This window comes from uncultured Bradyrhizobium sp., from assembly GCF_936943645.1.
In the GTDB taxonomy this organism is placed as follows: domain Bacteria; phylum Pseudomonadota; class Alphaproteobacteria; order Rhizobiales; family Xanthobacteraceae; genus Bradyrhizobium.
Genome location: NZ_CAKZJO010000020.1, coordinates 19,663 through 42,371 on the forward strand (window position 1 = coordinate 19,663; position 22,709 = coordinate 42,371).

The 22,709-nt window shown below is 66.4% G+C and carries 14 protein-coding genes; 9 read left to right on the top strand and 5 right to left on the bottom strand.

From position 1 onward, the window contains the following. Positions 1–74: 74 nt before the first annotated feature. Positions 75–3,014 carry a pyruvate, phosphate dikinase gene (gene ppdK / locus Q0743_RS02400; RefSeq protein ID WP_298239995.1) on the top strand — a complete coding sequence of 980 codons (2,940 nt, stop codon included), beginning with the start codon at positions 75–77 and terminating at the stop codon, positions 3,012–3,014. 613 nt (positions 3,015–3,627) lie between these two features. Beyond that, positions 3,628–5,082 carry a cell wall hydrolase gene (locus Q0743_RS02405; RefSeq protein WP_298239996.1) on the top strand — a complete coding sequence of 485 codons (1,455 nt, stop codon included), beginning with the start codon at positions 3,628–3,630 and terminating at the stop codon, positions 5,080–5,082. 162 nt (positions 5,083–5,244) lie between these two features. Here the strand turns inward: Q0743_RS02405 and nadC are convergent, their stop codons facing one another. The 3 genes from nadC to nadA all read right to left on the bottom strand — a co-directional run bounded on the left by nadC (position 5,245) and on the right by nadA (position 9,019). Then, positions 5,245–6,123: a carboxylating nicotinate-nucleotide diphosphorylase gene (nadC, locus tag Q0743_RS02410; RefSeq protein ID WP_298239997.1), complete on the bottom strand. Its 879-nt coding sequence runs from the start codon at positions 6,121–6,123 to the stop codon at positions 5,245–5,247. Between the two features lie 11 nt (positions 6,124–6,134). After that, positions 6,135–7,736 carry an L-aspartate oxidase gene (locus tag Q0743_RS02415; RefSeq protein ID WP_298239998.1) on the bottom strand — a complete coding sequence of 534 codons (1,602 nt, stop codon included), beginning with the start codon at positions 7,734–7,736 and terminating at the stop codon, positions 6,135–6,137. 176 nt (positions 7,737–7,912) lie between these two features. Next, positions 7,913–9,019, bottom strand: coding sequence for a quinolinate synthase NadA (gene nadA, locus Q0743_RS02420; RefSeq protein ID WP_298239999.1), 1,107 nt, complete (start codon positions 9,017–9,019; stop codon positions 7,913–7,915). A 339-nt stretch (positions 9,020–9,358) separates the two neighbouring features. Here nadA and Q0743_RS02425 point away from each other — a divergent pair, with 339 nt between their 5' ends. The 7 genes from Q0743_RS02425 (at position 9,359) to Q0743_RS02455 (ending at position 18,857) form a co-directional block, all read left to right on the top strand. Next, positions 9,359–10,612: an MFS transporter gene (locus Q0743_RS02425; RefSeq protein WP_298240000.1), complete on the top strand. Its 1,254-nt coding sequence runs from the start codon at positions 9,359–9,361 to the stop codon at positions 10,610–10,612. A 41-nt stretch (positions 10,613–10,653) separates the two neighbouring features. After that, complete coding sequence (locus Q0743_RS02430; protein ID WP_298240001.1) at positions 10,654–11,640, top strand: MDR family oxidoreductase; 987 nt, start codon at positions 10,654–10,656, stop codon at positions 11,638–11,640. 113 nt (positions 11,641–11,753) lie between these two features. Next, positions 11,754–12,353 (top strand): hypothetical protein, encoded by a 600-nt coding sequence (locus Q0743_RS02435; RefSeq protein ID WP_298240002.1) that lies wholly within the window; start codon positions 11,754–11,756, stop codon positions 12,351–12,353. A gap of 163 nt (positions 12,354–12,516) precedes the next feature. Then, a complete protein-coding gene (locus tag Q0743_RS02440) occupies positions 12,517–12,750 on the top strand; it encodes a hypothetical protein (RefSeq protein ID WP_298240003.1) in 234 nt (77 codons plus the stop codon). A gap of 230 nt (positions 12,751–12,980) precedes the next feature. After that, positions 12,981–14,723, top strand: coding sequence for a methyl-accepting chemotaxis protein (locus Q0743_RS02445; RefSeq protein WP_298240004.1), 1,743 nt, complete (start codon positions 12,981–12,983; stop codon positions 14,721–14,723). A 195-nt stretch (positions 14,724–14,918) separates the two neighbouring features. Then, complete coding sequence (locus Q0743_RS02450) at positions 14,919–16,889, top strand: methyl-accepting chemotaxis protein (RefSeq protein WP_298240005.1); 1,971 nt, start codon at positions 14,919–14,921, stop codon at positions 16,887–16,889. Between the two features lie 279 nt (positions 16,890–17,168). Further along, positions 17,169–18,857: a methyl-accepting chemotaxis protein gene (locus Q0743_RS02455; protein ID WP_298240006.1), complete on the top strand. Its 1,689-nt coding sequence runs from the start codon at positions 17,169–17,171 to the stop codon at positions 18,855–18,857. A 3-nt stretch (positions 18,858–18,860) separates the two neighbouring features. Here the strand turns inward: Q0743_RS02455 and Q0743_RS02460 are convergent, their stop codons facing one another. Beyond that, positions 18,861–21,590 carry a DUF2339 domain-containing protein gene (locus tag Q0743_RS02460; protein WP_298240007.1) on the bottom strand — a complete coding sequence of 910 codons (2,730 nt, stop codon included), beginning with the start codon at positions 21,588–21,590 and terminating at the stop codon, positions 18,861–18,863. Positions 21,591–21,640: 50 nt separating this feature from the next. Next, on the bottom strand, positions 21,641–22,609 hold the full coding sequence (locus Q0743_RS02465) for an NAD regulator (RefSeq protein WP_298240008.1): 969 nt from the start codon (positions 22,607–22,609) through the stop codon (positions 21,641–21,643). Positions 22,610–22,709: the final 100 nt, after the last annotated feature.

Genomic DNA, 22,709 nt, shown 5'->3' on the forward strand with positions numbered 1-22,709 from the left:
CGTCTTGCGCGGGCCCGCCCAAAATGGTGTAAGGCCCGCGAATTCCCATTCCTCTCGCAGGTTGTGTGCAAGCTATGGCCAAAGCCGCCTCGAAGCCGAAGAAGACCCTCGCGAAAATCCCAGCGAAATCAAAGTCCTCCGCCGCCGCGAAAGCCGCGCCGCCGGCGCGCAAGGCGCTGGCCAAGAGCGCGCCGAAGCCGGTCGCCAAATCCGCTGCCAAGCCCGCTGTAAAGCCGGCGGCAAAGGCTGTGACCAAGGCGGCTGCGCCGAAGGTTGCTGCGAAGCCTGCGCCGAAGAAGGCCACGCCCGCCAAGGCTGCGTTGGCCGCGGGCAAGGCCGGGAAATGGGTCTACACGTTCGGCGACGGCAAGGCCGAGGGCCGGACGGAGATGCGCGACCTGCTCGGCGGCAAGGGCGCCAACCTCGCCGAGATGGCCAATCTTGGCCTGCCGGTGCCTCCCGGCTTCACCATCCCGACCTCGGTCTGCACCTATTTCTACGCTCACGACAAATCCTATCCGAAGGAATTGCAGTCGCAGGTTGAGAAGGCGCTCGACCATGTCGGCAAGTTGACCGGCAAGGTGTTCGGCGACACCAAGAACCCGCTGCTGGTCTCCGTGCGCTCCGGCGCCCGCGCCTCGATGCCGGGCATGATGGACACGGTGCTCAACCTCGGCCTCAACGACCGGACCGTGGAAGCGCTGTCGGAACTGTCGGGCGATCGTCGCTTCGCCTATGACAGCTATCGCCGCTTCATCACGATGTATTCGGACGTGGTGCTCGGCTTCGAGCATCATCACTTCGAGGAAATCCTCGACACCTTCAAGGACAGCCAGGGCTACACGCTCGACACCGACCTGTCCGCCGACGACTGGGTCGAACTGGTCGGCAAGTACAAGGACGCCGTCGCGCGCGAGACCGGCAAGGATTTCCCGCAGGATCCGCACGACCAGCTCTGGGGCGCGATCGGTGCCGTGTTCTCATCCTGGATGAACGCGCGCGCGGTGACGTACCGCAAGCTGCACGACATTCCGGAATCCTGGGGCACCGCGGTCAACGTGCAGGCCATGGTGTTCGGCAACATGGGCGAGACCTCGGCGACCGGCGTTGCCTTCACCCGCAACCCCTCGACCGGCGAGAGCAAGCTCTACGGCGAGTTCCTGATCAACGCGCAAGGCGAGGACGTGGTGGCGGGCATCCGCACGCCGCAGGACATCACCGAGGAGGCGCGCCAGGAATCCGGCTCCGACAAGGCGTCGATGGAAGCGGCGATGCCGGAAGCCTTCAAGGAGCTGACGCGAATCTACACGCAGCTCGAGAAGCACTACCGCGACATGCAGGACATGGAGTTCACCGTCGAGCGCGGCAAGCTCTGGATGCTGCAGACCCGCGGCGGCAAGCGCACCGCCAAGGCGGCGCTGCGCATCGCGGTCGAGCTCGCCAATGAAGGCCTGATCTCGAAGAAGGAGGCGGTCACCCGCATCGATCCGGCTTCGCTCGATCAGCTGCTGCACCCGACCATCGATCCCAACGCCAAGCGCGACGTGATCGCAACCGGCCTGCCGGCTTCGCCCGGCGCGGCCTCCGGCGAGATCGTGTTCTCCTCGGATGAGGCGGCCAAGCTCCAGGGCGACGGGCGCAAGGTGATCCTGGTCCGCATCGAGACCAGCCCGGAAGACATCCACGGCATGCACGCCGCGGAAGGCATCCTCACCACCCGTGGCGGCATGACCTCGCACGCGGCGGTGGTCGCGCGCGGCATGGGCAAGCCCTGCGTCTCCGGCTGCGGCACCATCCGCGTCGACTACGGCCGCGGCACCATGAGCATCGGCTCGCGCACCTTCAAGACCGGTGACGTCATCACCATCGACGGCTCGCTCGGCCAGGTGCTCGCCGGCCGCATGCCGATGATCGAGCCGGAGCTCTCCGGCGAGTTCGGCACGCTGATGAACTGGGCCGACCAGGTCCGCAAGATCGGCGTCCGCGTCAACGGCGACACGCCCGACGACGCCCGCACCGCGATCAAGTTCGGCGCCGAAGGCATTGGTCTGTGCCGCACCGAGCACATGTTCTTCGAGGAGACGCGCATCCGCACGGTGCGCGAGATGATCCTCTCCGAGGACGAGCAGTCGCGCCGCGCCGCGCTGGCAAAGCTTTTGCCGATGCAGCGTGCCGACTTCGTCGAGCTGTTCGAGATCATGAAGGGCCTGCCGGTCACGATCCGCTTGCTCGATCCGCCGCTGCACGAGTTCCTGCCGCACACCCACGCCGAGGTCGAGGAAGTGGCGCGCGCCATGAACACCGATCCGCGCCGCCTCGCCGATCGCGCGCGCGAGCTCTCCGAGTTCAATCCGATGCTCGGCTTCCGCGGCTGCCGTATCGCGATCGCCTATCCTGAAATCGCCGAGATGCAGGCGAGGGCCATTTTCGAGGCTGCGGTCGAGGCCGAGAAGCGCACCGGCAAGGCCGTCGGCCTCGAGGTGATGGTGCCGCTGATCGCGACCAAGATGGAGCTCGATCTCGTCAAGGCGCGGATCGATGCAACCGCCCAGTCGGTGATGCGCGAGACCAACACCAAGCTGGCCTATCAGGTCGGCACCATGATCGAGCTGCCGCGCGCCTGTCTGCTCGCGGGCGAGATCGCGCAGTCGGCCGAGTTCTTCTCGTTCGGCACCAACGATCTGACGCAGACGACCTACGGCATCAGCCGCGACGACGCGGCGAGCTTCCTCGGTCCGTACGTGGCGAAGGGCATCCTCTCTGTCGATCCCTTCATCGCGCTCGACCAGGAAGGCGTCGGCGAGCTCGTCAAGATCGGCGTTGCGCGCGGCCGCAAGACGCGGGCGAAGCTCAAGGTCGGCATCTGCGGCGAGCACGGCGGCGATCCCGCCTCCGTCGCCTTCTGCCACAATATCGGCCTCGACTACGTTTCCTGCTCGCCCTACCGCGTGCCGATCGCCCGCCTCGCGGCGGCACAGGCCGCGCTCGGCAAGGAGATCGCCAGCCAGGCGTAAGCAAGGCTGACGAGCGTAGGCTGAACTAGAACTCCGGAAGGGGCGGGGCGAAAGCTCCGCCTCTTTCATTTTGCGCTCTCTTCACGCCGTCATTGCGAGGAGCCTTTGCGACGAAGCAATCCAGACTGTCTCCGCGGAAAGACTCTGGATTCTTCGCTGCGCTCGCAATGACGAGATCGTGGAAAGCGCGCGCCACACACGCGCTGTCATCACGCGCGAAGGCGGCTGATCCAGTATTCCACCAGCGTTAGTGATTGAATCGAGAAGCCGCAGCGTACTGGATGCTCCCGCCTTCGCGGAGCATGACACCGGCGATGACGAAACACATCGTGCAAACGCCCACGGTGGAACCATCGCACGTCCCGTATTGATACGTGTGCGCAAGAGTTCCTTCACCATTCGCGTTGACCTCTTGTTTACCGCTTCGCGTGACGACGCATTTACCACCGTGCGCGATCACCCCGTGAAAACACCTGTGTTCGCTTGAGTGTGCCGCGCGCGCAACGCCGATTAACGCCCCGGCAACCTAAATTGGATACTTACGAGAAAGGTCGAATTGCACGGATGTACTGCGTTTCGATTTTTCTGGCGTAAGCGTAGCGTGAGCGTGTTGATGTCAGTGTTGCGTAACCATCCGAAGGGCGCGCGGTTCGCGTCCTTCGGCATCGGTCTCTGCATCTTCGCATTGATGCCGAGAGAGACCGGCTATCAGGACATTGCTTCCTTGCTGGCGCGCCAACCCGGCGTTGCCGAGCGTTGGCAGAAGCAGGTGTTCTCGGCGGCGTCCTCGATCCAGCTCGCCACCTACAGTTTCTCCCGCCCGATCGGCACCTCGGTTCCGCAGAGCGCGATGGTTCGCCTGGCGAGCCTCGACGGCCGCGACGTCACCGGCGCGATCAGCCGCAATCCGGCGCTGCAGGCGCCGCCGCGCTACCAGGCTTCAGACTTTCCCAAGGTCGATCGCTCCATGAAGGGCGATCGCCTCGCAATCGCCACGCCGACCGAGGCTCCCGAGACGAGCGCACCCGCAGCGACCCCGGCGCAGCAAGATCCCGCGACTTCGAACAGCTCGGTGTTCGGCGCCAAGACGGCCGCATTACCGCAGGCGATGTCGCCGGAGTCCGCGGCCGCGCTCGATCCCGAGCTGCAGGAAGCGCTCCGCGCGCCGCCGCTGCCGCAATACACCAATGCCCCGCGCGCCAGCGACGCCGCACGCGCGCTCGCGACCGCACCCCTCGAGGCGCTCAAGCGGACCACGGCGCCGACGACGCCGGTGCGCGATCCCTTCAGCGTCAAGACCTCCAATCTCTTCTTCGGCAGCTCCTCACTCGGCGGCAATCTGGAGAGCATCGAGAGCTGGCAGCCCGGCGCCGAGCCGCTGATCGTGATGGCCGATCCCGATATGAAGGTGACGGCCTCGCTGATGCCGCCGACGGCGGAGATCGCCAAGGATATCGAGAGCGGCGAGAGCGTCGCGCCGAAGGGCGAGGTCAACGCCGACAACCAGCGCACCCGATCGCCGGCGGAGCGGCTCGCACTCGACGATAAATCGCGCGCCAAGTCGGAAAAGTGTCTCGCCGAGGCCGTCTATTTCGAATCGCGCGGCGAGGCCGTACGCGGCCAGATCGCGGTGGCCCAGGTCGTGATGAACCGCGTGTTCTCCGGCAAATATCCGGACACCGTGTGCGGGGCGGTCTATCAGAACAAGCACCGCCATCTCGCCTGCCAGTTCACCTTCGCCTGCGACAACAATGCCGACGTGATCCGCGAGCCCGAGATGTGGGACCGCGCCAAGAAGATCGCGAAGGCCATGCTCGACGGTCAGATCTGGCTGCCCGAGGTCGGCAAGTCCACGCATTACCATGCCTATTGGGTGCGCCCGTCCTGGGTGGCCGAGATGAAGAAGATGTACAAGACCGGCGTGCACACCTTCTACCGTCCGCGCGCCTGGGGCGACGGCAGCGAGGAGCCGAGCTGGGGCACGCCGGCCCAGACCGCCGCGCTCTCAGCCGAGCTGGCGCAGGAAGCCAAGAGCTCCGCCGAGATGGGCGTGAGCGAGCGCAGGTAATTGTTCTTCACCTCGCCCCGCTTGCGGGGAGAGGGTTGGGGTGAGGGGGACTCTCCGCGCGGACGGTGAGAGTTGGACTCGTGGAGACTCCCCCTCACCCGGAATCCGCGCTACGCGCGCATTCCGGCCTCTCCCCGCAAGCGGGGAGAGGCGAAGACGCCATCACATCTCGATATCCAGCGCACAGTCGAAATTCGGCGCCGAATGCGTCAATGCACCCGCTGACGCGTAGTCGACGCCGGTCGCTGCAATCGCGGCGATCGAGTCCGGCGTGACGCCGCCTGACGCCTCCAGCTCGAGCCGGCCCTCCGTCATCCGCACGGCCTCGCGCAGCGTCGCAACGTCCATGTTGTCGAGCAGCACGGCATCAGCGATCGCCGTGTCCAGCACCTCGCGCAGCTGCGCCAGCGTGTCCACCTCGATCTCGATCTTGACGAGGTGGCCGGCATGGCTGCGGGCGCGCTCCAGCACCGGGCGGATGCCGCCGGCGACCGCGATGTGGTTGTCCTTGATCAGGATCGCATCGTCGAGGCCGTAGCGGTGGTTGAAGCCGCCGCCGCAGCGCACGGCGTATTTCTCCAGTGCGCGCAACCCCGGCGTGGTCTTGCGTGTGCAGCAGATGCGCATCTTCGTGCCTTCGGTGCGCGCGACGTAGTCCGCCGTGAGCGTCGCAACGCCCGACAGACGGCCGACGAAATTCAGCGCGGTCCGCTCGGCGGTGAGGATGGCGCGCGCAGACCCCGAGATCGTCAGCAGCTGCTGTCCACGGGTAGCGTGTGCGGCGTCACGGACATGGGCGCGCAGCTCGATATCGGTCGAGAGCTTTTGCAGCGTTGCGATCGCCAGCGGCAAGCCGGCGACGACGCCGGACTGGCGCGCGACCAGGACGGCCTCCGCCCTGGTCGCTTCCGGGATCGTGGCCAGCGAGGTGATGTCGCCGGCGCGGCCGAGATCCTCGTCGAGCGCGCGCAGCACGGCCTCGTCAATCGTGAGCGGCGAGAGGAAGGCGTCGGGGTTGAGCAATGAGGTCGGATTGATCATGGGGAACTCCATCAGGCGATCATGGGTTGCTTCATGCGCGACGGAGAGCCCAGGCGCTCCGCAATCTCGCGCGCTGCGGCGAGCGTCGTCATCGTTCTCTGCGCCAGCGCCGGCATGTCGGCGGGTTGATCGGAGCGGAAATGCGCGCCGCGGCTTTCGCGCCGGCTCCAGGCCGAGGCTGCAATGAGCAGGGCCGATGCCGCCATGTTGCGGAGCGCGATGCTCGTGGCCTCGCGTTCGAGCGCGGCGAAGTGGTTCACGGCTTCACCGAGACCGTCGCCTTCGCGGACCACGCCGACATGCGCGCTCATCATCGCCCGCAGCCGCTTCACGGCCGCAGCATCCGGCGTGCCGCCGCGCGAAGCGACCGGTGCGTCGGGAAGCCGGGCCGGCGAGGGGAGCGCACGGCCGGCGATGTCGTCGGCGATCCGCGCGGCATAGACCACGGCTTCCAGCAGCGAGTTCGAGGCGAGCCGGTTGGCACCATGCGCGCCGGTCGATGACACTTCACCGCCAGCCCAGAGCCCGTCGATCGAGCTTCTGCCGCGCGCATCCACCGCGACGCCGCCCATGTGATAGTGTGCGGCGGGCGCAATCGGGATGGCCTGCGTCGCGGGATCGATGCCGGCCGCGATGCAGCTTGCATGCACCGTCGGAAACTTGTCGGCGAAGCGTGCGCCCAGCGCCTGGCGCGCGTCGAGGAAGGCGCCACGTCCGGCCGCGATCTCGGCGAACACGCCGCGCGCCACGATGTCGCGTGGTGCGAGCTCGGCGAGCGGGTGGCGCGCCGCCATGAAGCGTTCGCCGTTGCCGTTGATCAGTGTCGCGCCTTCGCCGCGCAGCGCTTCGGTCGCGAGCGGTGCCGGATCGCCGCCGGTCATGATGGCGGTCGGGTGGAACTGGACGAATTCGGGGTCGGCAATCACGGCACCCGCGCGCGCCGCGATCGCAAGGCCCGAGCCGCTGGCCTCGACCGGATTGGTCGTGACGGCATAGAGATGGCCGATGCCGCCGGTGGCCAGCACCACCGCACGCGCGGCGAGCAGGATGGGCCGGGCAGAGGGATTGCCGGCTTCGCGCAACTGAAGCCCGGTGACCACGCCATCCCCGGTCAACAGCGCCTCGGCGACGAGACCTTCGATGACGCGGATCGACGGCGTGCGGCGCACGGCATCGCTCAGCGCCGCGATGATCGCAGCGCCCGCGCCATCGCCCTGTACATGCACGATGCGCCGGGCCGAGTGTGCAGCTTCGCGCCCGACGGCGAGCCTGCCTTCGAGATCGCGATCGAAAGGAGCGCCATAGCTCAGGAGATCGTGGATGCGCGGTGCCGCCTCGCGCGCGATGCCGAGCGCGACCGTTTCGTCGACGAGGCCGCCGCCGACGGCGATGGTGTCGGCAGCATGCGCTTCCGGCGTGTCGCCTTCGGCCACGGCCGCGGCAATGCCGCCTTGCGCCCAGGCGGATGACGCGCCCTGTCCGAGCGGCGCGGCCGAGATCAAGGTCACCGGCCGCGGCGCCAGCTTCAGCGCGCAGAACAATCCGGCAAGGCCGCCGCCGACGATGACGACGTCGTCGGTGCAGGTGAGGTCGTGGATGTCGTTGCTTATCATGCTTTCCTTTCACTCCGCCGTCGTCCCTGCGAACGCAGGGACCCATACGCTGCGGCGGAAATTGTGGTGCGAAGCTGCGTGTTGCCTTTCTTCGCCATACATCTTCCTGTGGTTATGGGTCCCGGATCTGCGCTCCGCTTCGCTGCGCTTGTCCGGGACGACAGTTGCATGTGTTGCTAGTTCTTCAGATTGATCATCCGCTCGACCGAGCGTCGTGCACGATCCGCGAGCGCGGGATCGATCGTGACCTCCTCGCGCAGCGTCAACAGGCTCTCCAGAATGTTCGTGAGCGTGATGCGCTTCATGTGCGGGCAGAGATTGCAGGGGCGCAGCATCTCCACATCAGGCAGCTCGGCGCGGACGTTGTCGGCCATCGAGCATTCCGTGATCATCACGAGGCGCCGCGGCCGCTTGTCGCGCACCCAGTTGATCATGTGCGCGGTCGAGCCGGTGAAGTCGGCTTCCGCCAGCACGTCCGGCGGGCATTCCGGATGCGCGATGATCTGCACGGACGGATCGGCCTCGCGAAATTCGCGCAGCTCCGCGCCCGTGAAGCGCTCGTGCACCTCGCAGGCGCCTTTCCAGGCGATGATCTTCACATCCGTCTTCGAGGCCACGTAAGCCGCGAGATAGCGATCGGGCAGGAAGATCACGCTTTCAGCGCCGAGGCTCTCGACCACCTGCACCGCGTTCGACGAGGTGCAGCAGATGTCGACCTCGGCCTTCACCTCCGCCGAGGTGTTGACATAAGCGACGACCGGAACGCCGGGAAATTTTTCGCGAAGCAGGCGGACGTCGGCGCCGGTGATGCTGGCGGCCAGCGAACAGCCGGCGCGCGAATCCGGGATCAGCACCGTCTTGTCCGGATTGAGCAGCTTCGAGGTCTCGGCCATGAAATGCACGCCGCATTGCACGATGATGCCTGATTTCACCTTGGTGGCTTCGACGGCGAGCTGAAGCGAATCGCCGCCGATATCGGCGACGCAGTGGAAGATCTCCGGCGCCTGGTAATTGTGCGCGAGGATCACCGCGCCGCGCGCGCGCTTCAGTTCGTTGATCGCCTGGATCGTCGGCGCCATCAGCGGCCATTCGATCGGGGGGATCACGTGGTCCACGCGCTCATAGAGCGGGGCGGTGGCGCGTTCGACCTCCGGCGTCCACTCCAGCGAGGGCATCGGCAGGGCCGGCTCGGTGCGCGCCGCTGCAGCTCGGGAGGAGGCGGTGGCGTGGCCCTGCGGCCGGTTGGCGAAGTCGTCGGGGCCGTAAATTCCAGCGATCGGCATTGAAGCCTCCCTTGCATCTGTTGTGCTCCATTTGAGTATATTAGGGGCCTGAATCATCCGGCCGAGATGGCCGGTGCGGATCTCATGGATGTCCAAATATACTCAATATGAGCAAATCGAACCTAACACGCTCGGCTGAGGACCGCCAGATCCGGTCGCACACATTTTCGTCAACCCCGGATTGGCGTGCCGGGCGAGTCCACACTGAAATGCAATGCTCCCGCGAAAGCTCCCCGTGGATTGCAATCGCTTTTGGCTTGGGGTTTTCATGCAAGTGCATTAAATGGCACGTTCGCGGCCGCCGCTTGCCGAATCCGCCAATGACAGACGAGGAACACCATGTCGACATCAGTGGGCGAACTTGCTCCGGCCTCGCGTTCCTCGAACTGGCGCACGCCGGCCGTCATCATCCTCTGTGGTTGCGCGATCGGCATGCTGGGTTTCGGTCCGCGCTCGGCGCTCGGCTTCTTCGTGCAGCCGATGAGCCACGAATTCTCCTGGGGCCGCGACGTGTTCGGTCTGGCGATTGCCGTGCAGAATTTGTTGTGGGGCCTGGGCCAGCCGTTCGCCGGCGCGGTCGCCGATCGTTTCGGCCTGTTTCGGGTGATGTGCGTCGGCGCGCTGCTCTATGCCGGCGGCCTCTTGCTGATGCGCTACTCCACGACGCCGCTGTCGCTCGACATCGGTGCGGGCGTCATGGTCGGCTTTGGTCTTGCCGGCTGCTCCTTCAATCTGGTGCTGTCGGCGTTCACCAAGCTGCTGCCGGCCGAGAAGCGCGGTCTCGCGCTCGGTGCGGGCACCGCGGCAGGCTCGTTCGGTCAGTTCCTGTTCGCGCCGATCGGTGTCGCGCTGATCGACAATTTCGGCTGGCAGCAGGCGCTCTCCGTGTTCGGCTTCCTGATGCTGCTGATCATCCCACTGTCGATGGCGCTCTCGACGCCGCCGGTCGCGCATGCGGCGAACGCTGCGCCGGCGGACGAGCAGACCTTCACCCGGGCGCTTGCCGAAGCCTTCGGCCACCGCTCCTATGTGCTGCTGGTGCTCGGCTTCTTCACCTGCGGCTTCCAGCTCGCCTTCATCACCGTGCATCTGCCGGCCTTCCTGGTCGATCGCGGCATCACCGCGCAGACCGGCGGCTGGGTGATCGCGGCGATCGGCCTGTTCAACATCATCGGCTCGCTCAGCGTCGGCTATCTCCAGAACAGCGTGCCCAAGCGCTACATCCTCTCCGTCATCTATTTCACGCGTGCGCTTGCGACGCTCGCCTTCATCTCGTTCCCGATCACGCCGTTCTCGGCGATCGCGTTCGGCGCGGTCTCCGGCCTGACCTGGCTGTCCACGGTGCCGCCGACCTCGGCGCTGGTGGCGCTGATGTTCGGCACGCGCTGGCTTGCGACGCTCTACGGCTTCGCCTTCGTCAGCCATCAGGTCGGCGGCTTCCTCGGTGTCTGGCTCGGGGGCATCGTGTTCGAGAAGTTCGGTTCCTACACGCCGATCTGGTGGCTCTCGATCCTGTTCGGCGTGCTCTCGGCGCTGATCAATCTTCCGATCGTGGAGAAACCCGTCGAGCGAGCGGTTGCGCAGCCGGCCTGATCGGCTAAACATCCCCGACAAACAAGTCAGGGAGTTCAGTCGTGGCCACATTCAAGGCGATCAGGATCGACAAGGCGGACAAGGGCACCACCGCCGCGCTGACGCAGTTCGATGAAGCCGAGCTGATGGACGGCGACGTCACCGTCCGTGTCGAATGGTCGACGCTGAACTACAAGGACGGCCTTGCGCTCACCGGCAAGGCGCCGGTGGTGCGCCGCTTCCCGATGATTGCGGGCATCGATTTCGCCGGCACGGTCGAGGCGTCCTCGCATCCGCAGTGGAAAGCCGGCGACAAGGTCGTCTGCACCGGCTGGGGCATGGGCGAGACCCATCTCGGCGCCTATGCCGAGAAGGCGCGGGTGAAGGGCGACTGGCTGGTCGCGCTGCCGCAGGGCCTGTCGGCGCGCGATGCCATGGCGATCGGCACCGCCGGCTTCACCGCCATGCTCTCGGTGCTGGCGCTGGAGAAGCACGGCCTGTCGCCGAAGAGTGGTCCGGTGGTGGTGACGGGTGCCGCCGGCGGCGTCGGCTCGGTCGCGATCGCCGTGCTCTCGAAGCTCGGCTACCACGTCATCGCCTCGACCGGCCGCGCCGCGGAGGCCGACTATCTGAAGCACATCGGCGCTGCCGAAATCATCGATCGCAACGAGCTATCGGCCCCGGCAAAGCCCCTGGCGAAGGAGCGCTGGGCGGGCGGCGTCGACAGCGTCGGCTCGACCACGCTGGCGAATCTGCTGTCGATGACGAAATACGGCGGGGCGATCGCGGCCTGCGGCCTGGCGGCCGGCATGGACCTGCCGTCGTCTGTCGCACCCTTCATTTTGCGCGGGGTGTGCCTTCTGGGCATCGATTCCGTGATGTGCCCGATCGAGCCGCGAAAGGCTGCCTGGCAACGCCTGGCCTCGGACCTTGATCGGACAAAACTATCTGAAATCACTAAAGAAATTCAGCTCGATGCGGTTCCGGAATGGGGCGCGAAAATCCTGGCGGGCCAGGTCCGCGGTCGAATCGTGGTAAAAATTGTTTAACCGCGTTCAGACTTTACCAACCAAGCTGCTTCAATGTCGCCTTGGTTAGTATGGTAAGCAGCGGGTAAAGAGATAAGGCATCGCCCGCTGCGGGGGTTGGTTCGGAGTTGAGCATGCTTGCGCGTATTGTGTTGGGGGCTGTCACGGCGGCGGCGACGATTGCGCCGGCCATTGCCGGAAGCATGAACGCCGACGAGGCGCGTCGCTTCGTGGCCGGCAAAGTGTTTGCCTTCACCTGTTTCGACGGCACCCGCGGTGCAGGCCGCATTCTCGACGATCTCGGTGCCGCCGGTGCGGTGCAGTTCTCGGGTGCAGGCCCGGTCAAGCATCTCAGGCTCCCCGGCAACACGCTCCAGATCCGCGGCCAGAACGTCTGCGCCTCGATCAAGGGCATTCCGTTCGAGCCCTGTTTCAACCTTGAAAAGACCGATGATCGCAGCTTCCGCGGCTCGGTCTCCGGCATGGGCTTCGCCTATTGCGACTTCCACCATCAGGGCGGCAACCAGATGCTGATGGCGCGCGCCGCGGCGCGGCCGCGCTCGCTGCACAGGGCGGAGCACACCGGTTCGGTCGGCTCGTCCAACACCGAAGTCGCCGCGCGCGTGGAGACGCCGCGTGTCGAGAGCAGCCGGTTGGAGCCGGTGAAGGCTGAAGTCAGGTCCGAGCCGGCCAAGAACGAGGCTCCGCTGGAGCTGCGCCGTTCGACCCAGTGAGGCGGCCCTGCGGGACAGTCCGCGCCCCTTGTCGTTGAAGACCCTCATCGAACACGAAGCCGCCGCGCCGTAGTCATACGGACGGCGGCTTTCATGCGTTGGTAGCGGTTCGCGCTCCAGTTTGCGTACGGCCGGGGGGCGCGGCCCGATAAAGGGTTCAACGATGTCGCTGTACTTTTTCCGCATCAGTACCGGCCGCTATTCCGGCGCCGCCGACCAGCCGTACGAGTTCGAGGATCGCGCTGCCGCCTGGACCGAGATGACGGAGGTCTGCGCCAACCTGCTCGGTGGCATCGCGCGCAGCCTGAAGCCGAACGCCGAATGGTGTATGGAGCTGCTCGACGAGAACAAGCAGCCGGTGTTTCGCATCAGTCTCGTCGGCGAGAGCGTACGCTGACGATTGCAGTCGGTGCGACCGGCGGCAACGACGCCTATGCGTGCAAATCCGCGAAATCCGTTTCGCCACACGCAAAAGCTGCGAAGGGTCAGGCGGCTGGGCTGCCTTTCAGTATTTCTACTTAGACTCGCCGAGGCTCCGCTTAACGTTAATGAGGAACCTCGTTGTTAGCATTTCCGGGTTGTGCGCGCGCTTCGTCGCGGCAAATGCGTACCTCCAAGGATACTTCGATGATGTTCATTCAGAACCTGCGAATTGGCACCAAGCTGGCGATCACCTCCGCGCTGACCATCGGGCTCGTCGCGCTGATGATCTTTCTCCAGATGAACGGAGATGCCGAGGTTCAGAAGCTCGGCAATGCCGCTTCGGGACAGCAGGCGATCGCGCAAAACGCCGCGGAAGCGAAGGCATCGGTCCGGGGCATGCAGATCGGCATTCGCGACATCATGACCTCTGCCTCGCCGGCCGAGATGCAGAAGGCGGTCGCCTATTTCAACGACCGGCAGACCGCAGCCACGAAATTCGCGAGCGAAATGGCAAAGCTGTCGCGCTCGCCGGAGAATCGCAAGCGGATCGATCGCCTCACCGTGTTGATCGGCGAGTTCGGCAAGGGCCAGAAGCAGATCGAGGCCATCCGCAAGCAGGAGCTCGCGCTGGAAGGGAAGAGGGATGCGGAAACGGCGGAGCAGTTTGCCAAGCTTACGAGTGATATCGATCACATCCGCAAGGGAACGCTGGCGCCGATCAACACAGAGATTTCCGATCTCGCCAACCAGATCACCGATTTCGCCAAGCAGAGGAGCGTCGAGGCCCGCGCGGCAGCGGAAACCGAGGCTGCATCGGTTGCCCGGACATCATTGATAACAGGCGCGCTGGTCGCGCTCGTCCTGATCGCGACGTGCATCTTCTCCGTCTTCAGCATCGCGCGGCCCATGCGTGCGCTGACATTGGCGATGGAAAAGCTTGCCGGCGGCGACTTCTCGGTCGTGCTCCCCGGCCTTGGCCGCAAGGACGAAGTCGGCGAGGTCGCAGGTGCCGTGGAGAAATTCAAGGTCGTGTCCGAGCAGAAGGCACGCGAGGAAGCGGAAGCCAAGGTACGGCAGGACGCGATCGCGGCCGAGCAGCGCAAGGCCGAAATGCGCAAGCTCGCGGACACGTTCGAGTCCGCGGTCGGCGAGATCGTCGGCACGGTGTCCTCGGCCTCGACCGAGCTCGAGGCCTCCGCCACCACGTTGACCTCGACCGCTGAGCACACGCAGGAGCTCACCGCTCTGGTCGCGGCCGCGTCCGAAGAAGCTTCCACCAACGTGCAGTCGGTGGCTTCGGCGACCGAGGAGCTGTCGTCCTCGATCAACGAGATCAGCCGGCAGGTGCAGGAATCCGCGCGCGTCGCAAGCGAGGCGGTCGGCCAGGCCCGCACCACGACCGAGCGTGTCGGCGAACTGTCGAAGGCGGCGGCGCGGATCGGCGACGTCGTCGAACTCATCAACACCATCGCCGGCCAGACCAATCTTCTGGCGCTCAACGCAACCATCGAGGCCGCGCGCGCCGGCGAGGCGGGCCGCGGCTTTGCCGTGGTCGCGTCCGAGGTCAAGGCGCTCGCGGAGCAGACGGCGAAGGCGACCGGCGAGATCGGCCAGCAGATCGCCAGCATCCAGACCGCGACCGAGCATTCGGTCGGCGCCATCAGGGACATCAGCGACACCATCGAGAAGCTGTCGGAGATCTCATCGACCATCGCCGCGGCCGTCGAAGAGCAGGGCGCGGCCACGCAGGAAATTTCCCGCAACGTGCAACAGGCTGCGAAAGGCACCCATCAGGTGTCCTCCAACATCACCGACGTGCAGCAGGGCGCGAGCGAGACCGGTTCGGCGTCCTCGCAGGTGCTGGCGGCGGCGCAATCGCTGTCCGGTGACAGCAATCGCCTCAAGCTCGAGGTCGGAAAATTCCTCGGAACCGTGCGCGCCGCCTGACGGCGACGTCTCCCGACAAGGAATCTGCAACCGCCGCGCGTGACTGCGCGGCGGTTGCGCGCATTGGCGGTCCATCGCCGCGATTTCAATGCGCAGGGTTAACCTTCCGGAAAAGCGATGCGGGCATGATTGCCGTAATTTCCCGGGCGCCGAGTCGCCTATCGCGTATTGCGTCTCAATCGTTGGAGCAGGTTCATGGGCGGCATTTCCCTTCGTCTTACTCACAAGGTCATGGCGATCGGATTGTTCGGTCTCATTGGGCTCGTCGCCTTCGGTTCGATCTACCAGATCGGCAGCCTCTCACAGGACACGTCTCGCGATGCCGCCGAGAACGCGCGCAAGATGTCCGATCTGAACCAGCGGGCTTCCCAGCAATTGCTCGAAGCGCGCCGGGCCGAGAAGGATTTCCAGCTCCGTCGCGACCAGTCTTATGCGAAGCGTCACGGCGAGCTCGCGTCCGACATCGTTGGCAACCTTGATCGCCTCGGCAGCGCGGCGCGTGCGGCGGGATATGCGACGATCGGCGAGAAGACGTCGCAGGCCCGCGCCGGGTTCGATAGATATGTGAGCGAGTTTGCGGCCGTCGAGAAGGCCGAGGTCAAGCTTGGCTTGAACGAGACCCTCGGCCTGTCGGGCTCGCTGCGCACGGCAGTCCACGCCATCGAGACCAAGCTCAAGGAGGTCGACGACCCCAGGCTCACCAGCGGCATGCTGATGATGCGTCGCCACGAGAAGGACTTCATGCTGCGCCGCGACCAGAAATACGTCGACGCACTGAAGAAGACGGCGACCGAATTCTCCCGGCAGATCGAGACGTCGACGATTCCGCCGGCCGTCAAGGCGGACATCGGCAAGCTGCTCGCCAAGTATGAGGGTGACTTCTCGGCCTGGGCGGCCGGCGCGCAGGATCTGACCGCGCACGGTGCGGCCATGTCCAGGGAATTCCGGGTGATCGAACCGGTGCTCGAAGACATCGAAAAGAACGTGACGCAGCGCTACGATGCGGCGCAGGCCGCCGAAGCATCGACGCGGGCCTCGATCAAGCTGTGGATGTGGGTTGCGCTTGCATGCTCCATCCTGCTGGTGGGAGGCGTGTCCTTCTTCATCGGCCGCTCGATCTCGTCCGCGCTGATCGCCATGGTACGGTCGATGACGGGCCTCGCAAACGGCGATACCTCCGTCGTGATTCCCGGCCTCGGCCGCAAGGATGAGATCGGCGAGATGGCCGGCGCGGTTGCGGTCTTCAAGACCAACATGGCGGAGGCCGATCGGCTGCGCGCCGAGCAGGCCGAAGCGGAGGCGCGCGCCAGGCAGCAGCGCAAGGCGGACATGCAGCGGCTCGCCGACCGTTTCGAAGGCGCGGTCGGCGAGATCATCGAGACCGTGTCGTCGGCGGCGACCGAGCTCGAGGCGTCTTCCAACACGCTGACGCAGGCCGCCGAGCGCGGCAACAGTCTCGCCACGGCCGTGGCGGCGGCCTCGGAGGAGGCGTCCGCCAACGTGCAGTCGGTGTCGTCAGCGAGCGAGGAGCTGACCTCCTCGGTCTCCGAGATCAGCCGCCAGGTGCAGGAATCCGCACGCGTCGCCGACGTCGCGGTCGGGCAGGCCGAGCGCACCAATGCACGCGTCGCCGAGCTGACGAAGGCCGCCTCCCGCATCGGCGACGTGGTCGAGTTGATCAACACCATTGCGGCGCAAACCAACCTGCTGGCGCTCAACGCGACGATCGAGGCGGCGCGTGCAGGCGAAGCCGGCAAGGGCTTTGCCGTCGTCGCGACCGAAGTGAAGGCGCTCGCCGAGCAGACCGCGAAAGCCACCGGCGAGATCGGCCAGCACATCGGCGCGATCCAGGCCGCGACGGAGGATTCGGTCGGTGCGATCAAGGAGATCGGGGACACCATCGCCAAGATGTCGGAAATCTCCTCGACCATCGCCGCGGCGGTGGAAGAGCAGGGCGCCGCCACCCAGGAGATCTCGCGCAACATCCAGCACGCCGCGCAGGGCACCTCCGACGTCTCGGCGAATATCGGCGACGTCCAGCGCGGCGCGGGCGAGACCGGCGCCGCCTCGGCGCAGGTGCATTCGGCCGCGCAGTCGCTGTCGCAGGACAGCAACCGCCTCAAGAGCGAGGTCTCGCGCTTCCTGGAAACGGTGCGAGCGGCCTGAGTGGCGAGCCATCCCGTCGGGTGCGGCGGGAAGCGGTGCGCTGGTGTGGCGCGCCATGCCGGCCGCGCCGCAGCAGATCGTTGCCAAGCATTTAACGGTGCAGCTGCCGAATTCCGTAATTCAACGTAGCTTCCTGTTAACGCCTGTTTGCAAGTATGTGCGTAATCTTACGAGATAAGAACCAGCCATCATTGTTGGAATGACCTCCGCCCTGCCGTCAGTCGTGACGATTGCGGCGCAGATGATTTGTGCGTTGTAGGTTTCACCGGGATTTGCGTGATGTCGAAGTTGTCGATCGTCTTCAAGCTGCTGACCGTGTTGTCAGTCCTCGTGCTCTCGCTCGCCGGTGTCGGCGTGATGGCGATCGGCACGATGCAGAACATCAACTCCCACACCGTCGAGATTGCCGAGAGCTGGCTGCCGAGCGTGCGTGCGCTGGGCTCCATGCGCGCCGACATCAACGAGCTGCGCGTCGCGCTGCGTCTGCACCTGATGCAGGACAGTGCCGAGGGCAAGGAAGCCGCCGAGAAGCGGCTGGCAGGCTTGCGCGACCGGATCGAGAAGACCCGCAAGGTCTACGAGCGCCTGATCACCGTGCCCGAAGAGCGCTCTCTCTATGAGCAGTGGACCAAGGCGTGGACCGAATATCTGAACGGCGTGCAGGATACGATGGCGCTGTCGCGCAAGAGCGTCGGCAAGTTCCCGGTCGACGCCAACGAGCTATTGCAGACCAAGGTGGCGAAGATGGCCCAGGCGGCCGACCCGCTGCTCCAGAAGGGCATCGAGCTCAACAACAGCGGCGCCGAGCTGGAGACGAAGCAGGCGGCCGACAGCTACGCGTTGATCTTCCGCGTGCTGGTCGGCATCATCGTTGCCGCCGTCGTGATCGCGATCGCCGCCGCCTATTATCTCGTGCGCGACGTGTCGCGCGGTATCGCCTCGATCATCAAGCCGATGCAGTCGCTCGGTGAAGGCGACCTCTCCGCCGAGGTGCCGCATCGCGGTGAGAAGACCGAGATCGGCGCGATGGCGGATGCGCTGCAGATCTTCAAGGACGCGCTGATCGCCAAGCGGGCGGCGGACGAGGCGGCCCGGATTGATGCCGAAGCCAAGATCGAGCGCGGCCGCCGCGTCGATGCCATCACCCGCAAGTTCGAAGCCATGATCGGCGAGGTCGTCGGCACCGTCTCCTCGGCCTCGACCGAGCTCGAGGCGTCGGCCTCGACGCTGACCGGCACCGCGCAACGCGGCCAGGAGCTCGCGACCGTGGTTGCGGCGGCCTCCGAGGAAGCCTCCACCAACGTCCAGGCAGTCGCCTCCGCATCCGAGGAGCTGTCGTCCTCCATCACCGAGATCAGCCGCCGCGTGCAGGATTCGGCGCGGATGGCGGCGGAAGCCGTCGAGCAGGCAGCGCGGACCAACGAGCGCGTCAATGCGCTGTCGCAGGCCGCGTCCCGCATCGGCGACGTCGTCGAGCTCATCAACACCATTGCAGGCCAGACCAATCTGCTGGCGCTCAACGCCACGATCGAGGCGGCGCGCGCGGGCGAAGCCGGCCGCGGCTTCGCCGTCGTCGCCTCCGAAGTCAAGGCGCTGGCCGAGCAGACCGCGAAGGCGACCGGCGAGATCGGTGCGCAGGTGTCGGGCATCCAGGCCGCGACGCAGGAATCCGTCAGCGCCATTCAGGAGATCGGCGGCACCATCGAGCGGCTGTCCGAAGTGTCCGCGGCGATTGCCGCCGCCGTCGAGGAGCAGGGCGCGGCGACGCAGGAGATCTCGCGCAACGTCCAGCAGGCCTCGGTCGGCACGCAGGAGGTTTCGGCGAACATCACCGACGTGCAGCGCGGCGCGATCGAGACCGGCGAAGCCTCGGTCGAGGTGCTGTCGGCGGCGAAATCGCTGGCGACCGACAGCACGCGCCTCAAGGTCGAGGTCGCGCAGTTCCTGGAATCGGTCCGCGCGGCCTGATCTTCAACTTCCCGATTGCGGGGCCGGCGGCGGCGTCACCTGCCGCCGGAACAGGATGCGCTGGTACAGCCAGCCGATCGCGACCAGCACGATGCCGAGCCCCATGAACGACAGCGCCCTGTAGACGCCGGTCAGCGTCGACATGTCGATGACGAAGGCCTTGAGGATCGTCAGCGCGATGACGGCAGCCGAAGCCAGCCGCGCGCGCTCGGAGTTGACGAGGAGGCCGACCCCCAGCAACACCACGCCGAAGCCGAGCCAGCCGATCGAATAGGTGTATTGCTCGGCGCCCGTCGTCGGACCGGTCGAGAGGATCGGGCCGTGATAGAAGCGGCGGATCTCCAGCGTGACATAGGCGAGCGCGAACACGAGCGCGCCGCCGGCGATGGTGTTGGCGTAGGCCTTGCCGCGCGCGCCGGCCACCGCATAGGACAACAGCAGCATCAGGACGGCCGGCAGCGCATAGCCGAGCAGCAGCAGGTTGAACACCGCGCCGCCGACGTCGATGCGCCAGATCAGCGGATTTTCCAGGATCAGGAGGCCGCCCACGCTGATGAGTCCGCCGATCGCCGTGAGCACGATGGCGCCGACATCGTGCACGACGCTGTGGCTGCGCAGCGCCAAGCGCTCCAGCCCGATCGCCATCGCCAGCGTGACGCAAACCTGCAGCGCGAATTCGAGCAGCGACGGCGGTGAGATCATGTCGCCGCCGGTCGCGAAGTGCCGGATCTCCATGAAGGCAAGCAGTGCGGTGAACAGGATCGCCGCGGTCTCCACCATGCGCAGCGGCGCGTCGTCGGCGCGGCGGCGCAGGAACAGGCTCGCGGTCCAGAACGATGCCGCCGGCAGGCCGTAGCCCCAGAGCAGCCAGTTGAAGATCGGCGTGGTGCCGACGGCATCGCCGACGATGCGCGGATCGTAGGCGATGCGCGCGGTGACGAGGGCGGCGAAGATCGCTGCGAGCCAGCGCAGGAACGGGATCGGCCGCTGCAGCGAGATCCAGGCGGTGCCGAGCGACATCAGCGCCAGCGCGATCGTCAGCCAGCCCTTCTCCAGTGCGAAAGTCAGCGCCAGCGCCAGCGCGCCGAGCGTGCCGGTGGCGAACAAGGCGGCGGAGATCATGGTGCCCGGCCGGGTCTCGCGGCGCGTCAGCGCCTCGGTCGCGGCGCCAAAGCTTGCTGCGAGCAGCACCGCGAGGATCGCGAACGGGATCGAGCGGTCGAGATGGGCGATCCGCGCGTAGAGCGCAACCAGGATCGCGATCGGCGTCGCGACGCCTGCCACCGACCACACCACCGGAATGATCGCCGAGTTCGACCGGCCCTGCGCCAGGAAGCCGGCAATGCCGAAGCCTGCGGCGAAGATCGCGGCCGTCACCAGATGCAGCGTGACGGAGCTGTCGGTCGCGGCAGGTCCGATGCCCGCAATCGGGCCGCCCGGCAGCACCAGCATGTCGGGATTGGCGCGCACCGCCCATTCGGCGAACACGATGAAGACCGTCGCGGCGGCCGCGCCGATGGCGCCGGTGGCAGCGGACGAACGCCAGGCGACGAACAGGGTGCCGCCGACGAGCAGCGCGAACGCGATCAGCGCCAGATCGGCGTGTGCGCTCGACAGCACGATCAGCATCGCGCCGAACAGATAGGCACCGAGCGCGCCCGAGGAGATCGGCTCGATCTCGCCGTCCTCGATGGCAGGCCCGAACATGAAGCCGCAGACGACGAGGAGCGCGGCCAGCACGAAGCCCGCGATGACGTGGAAAGCGTGCGGCGCGACCTGCACCTGCTCGGTGTCGAGGCCCGGGAACAGCCAGAGCACCGCGAACGCGATGGTCGTCACCGCAAGCCAGCGCCACAGCCGGATGCGGGCAAGGCCGAAGCTCGCGGCGGTGACCACGGCAAGATAGATGTAGAGCGCCCAATAGTCCGGCTTGCCGCTGGAGACCAGAACCGGCGTCACGAAGGCGCCGACCACGCCGAGGCCCGCGAGCGCGGGTCCGTGCAGCAGCGCCGCGGCGAGCGTGCACATCGCCACGATGCCGAGCAGCACGAAGGCCGTGGCGGGCACCAGGAAGCCGTAGAGCGCGTAAGCGGCATAGATGGTTGCGAACGCCACCGCCGTTCCGGCCGCGGTGAGAATCGCGGGGATGTTGGCGATCGGCAGCGCGGCGATGTTGGAGATGCTCTCCTTGCGCCGTGTCCATTCGCCGGCCGCCAGCAGCGCGGTCGCGAACAGGCCGCCGAGGAACACGCGCACGCCGGGGCCGAGCAGGCCGGCCTCGATCGAATAGCGCACCATGAAGAAGCCGCCGAGCGCGAGCGCAAGGCCACCGATCCACACCACCCAGCGCGTGCCGAGCCGCTCCTCGAAGCCGGGTTCTCGAACATCGGGTGCGCGCGCCGGCAATGGCGGCGGAGCATCGGCCTGCGGCCCGCTTGCGAGCGGGGGCGGCAAGAGCGCTTCGGTGACGGGCGGCGGCATGGCCGCTTCGGCTTCGACCTCAGGTGCAAGCGGCGGCGGCTCGGCGGTTGTAGCTGCCGCGGGCGCTTCGGCCTGCGTCTGCACGGGCAGCGGCGGCGGCAGCTGCACCTGCCGCCGTTGCGCGTAGAACATTTCTTCGAGCGTGTTGAATCGACGCCGCAGGTCGGCTGCCTGGCTGGAGGCCTTGATGGCGATCAGGATGGCGATGATCGCGATGATCAGCGCGAAGACGTCAAACGGGCCGTCGAACATGAAGCCTCCAGGCGACCGGCGGGCAGGGACCGATCACGGAAAATCTTGAGTTAGCGCCGGGAGCGGACGCGCAATCCCGGTGCGGGCCGCTCCTGGAGCACGTCGCGGCGGAAGCGGTAAAGCGCCGCCGGCCGTCCGCCCGTCTGTGTCGACATCACCCCGGTCGGTTCGACCAGGGCTTCCATTTCAACCAGGCGGCGGAAATTCTGCTTGTGCAGATGCCGGCCGGAGATCGCCTCAACCGTATGCTGCAGTTCTGTGAGTGTGAACTCGGGCGGCAAAAGTTCAAACACCACAGGACGATACTTCAGTTTTGCCCGGAGCCGGGCGATCGCTGTGGCGAGAATCCGGCGATGATCGAACCGCATCGAGGTCCCGAGCGGGGGCAGCGTCTTGCGCGCTAATGCCGCAGGACGGCCGTCGCGCCGCGCTTCCTCGACCAGGCCGGCCTCGTACAAGAGCTCGTAGCGGTCGAGCACGCGCTCCTCGTCCCAAGCCGCCCCGTCGAGGCCGAAATAGAACCGCACGCGATCCTTGCGCGGCAGCGCGCGCGTTGTCTCCGGCGTCTCCTCGGCGGCCCATTCGGCCAGCGCGGGAATGATGTCGCGGGCGATGATCGCCGGCGGCTCCTCGCGCCAGTCTTCCCAGGGCAGGAAGCGGTACCATGGCGCGAAGCTCGCCGCGTTGGCCGCAAGCTCGCCGTCCACCGCGCGCGTCAGTGCGAGATAGCCGATCGACACCATATGCGCGCCGGTGTCGCCGGCCTCGGCATGACGGCCGCGATCGCCGAACGTATAGAGCTGCTCGACATAGCCGAGCCGCAAGCCGGCCTGTTCCTCGACCCAGGCGCGGAGGCCGATCTCGAAGGTGCGGTGCGCGAGCGCGTCGAACGGGCCGAACGGCAGGCCGGCCAGCCCGTCGCTGCCGCGCGCGGTCAGGATCAGCGGCTCGTGGCCCTCGATCGCAACGATCGCCGCGGTGAGGCCGATCTCGATCGGGGTCAGCAGAGTCTCGCTCATGCGATGACGATCGCCGTTGCAGAATTGATTGAGCAAACTTCTCCGCGGGCTCGGTGCACCTCTCCCGCTTGCGGGGGAGGCCGACGCGCTCGAAGAGCGC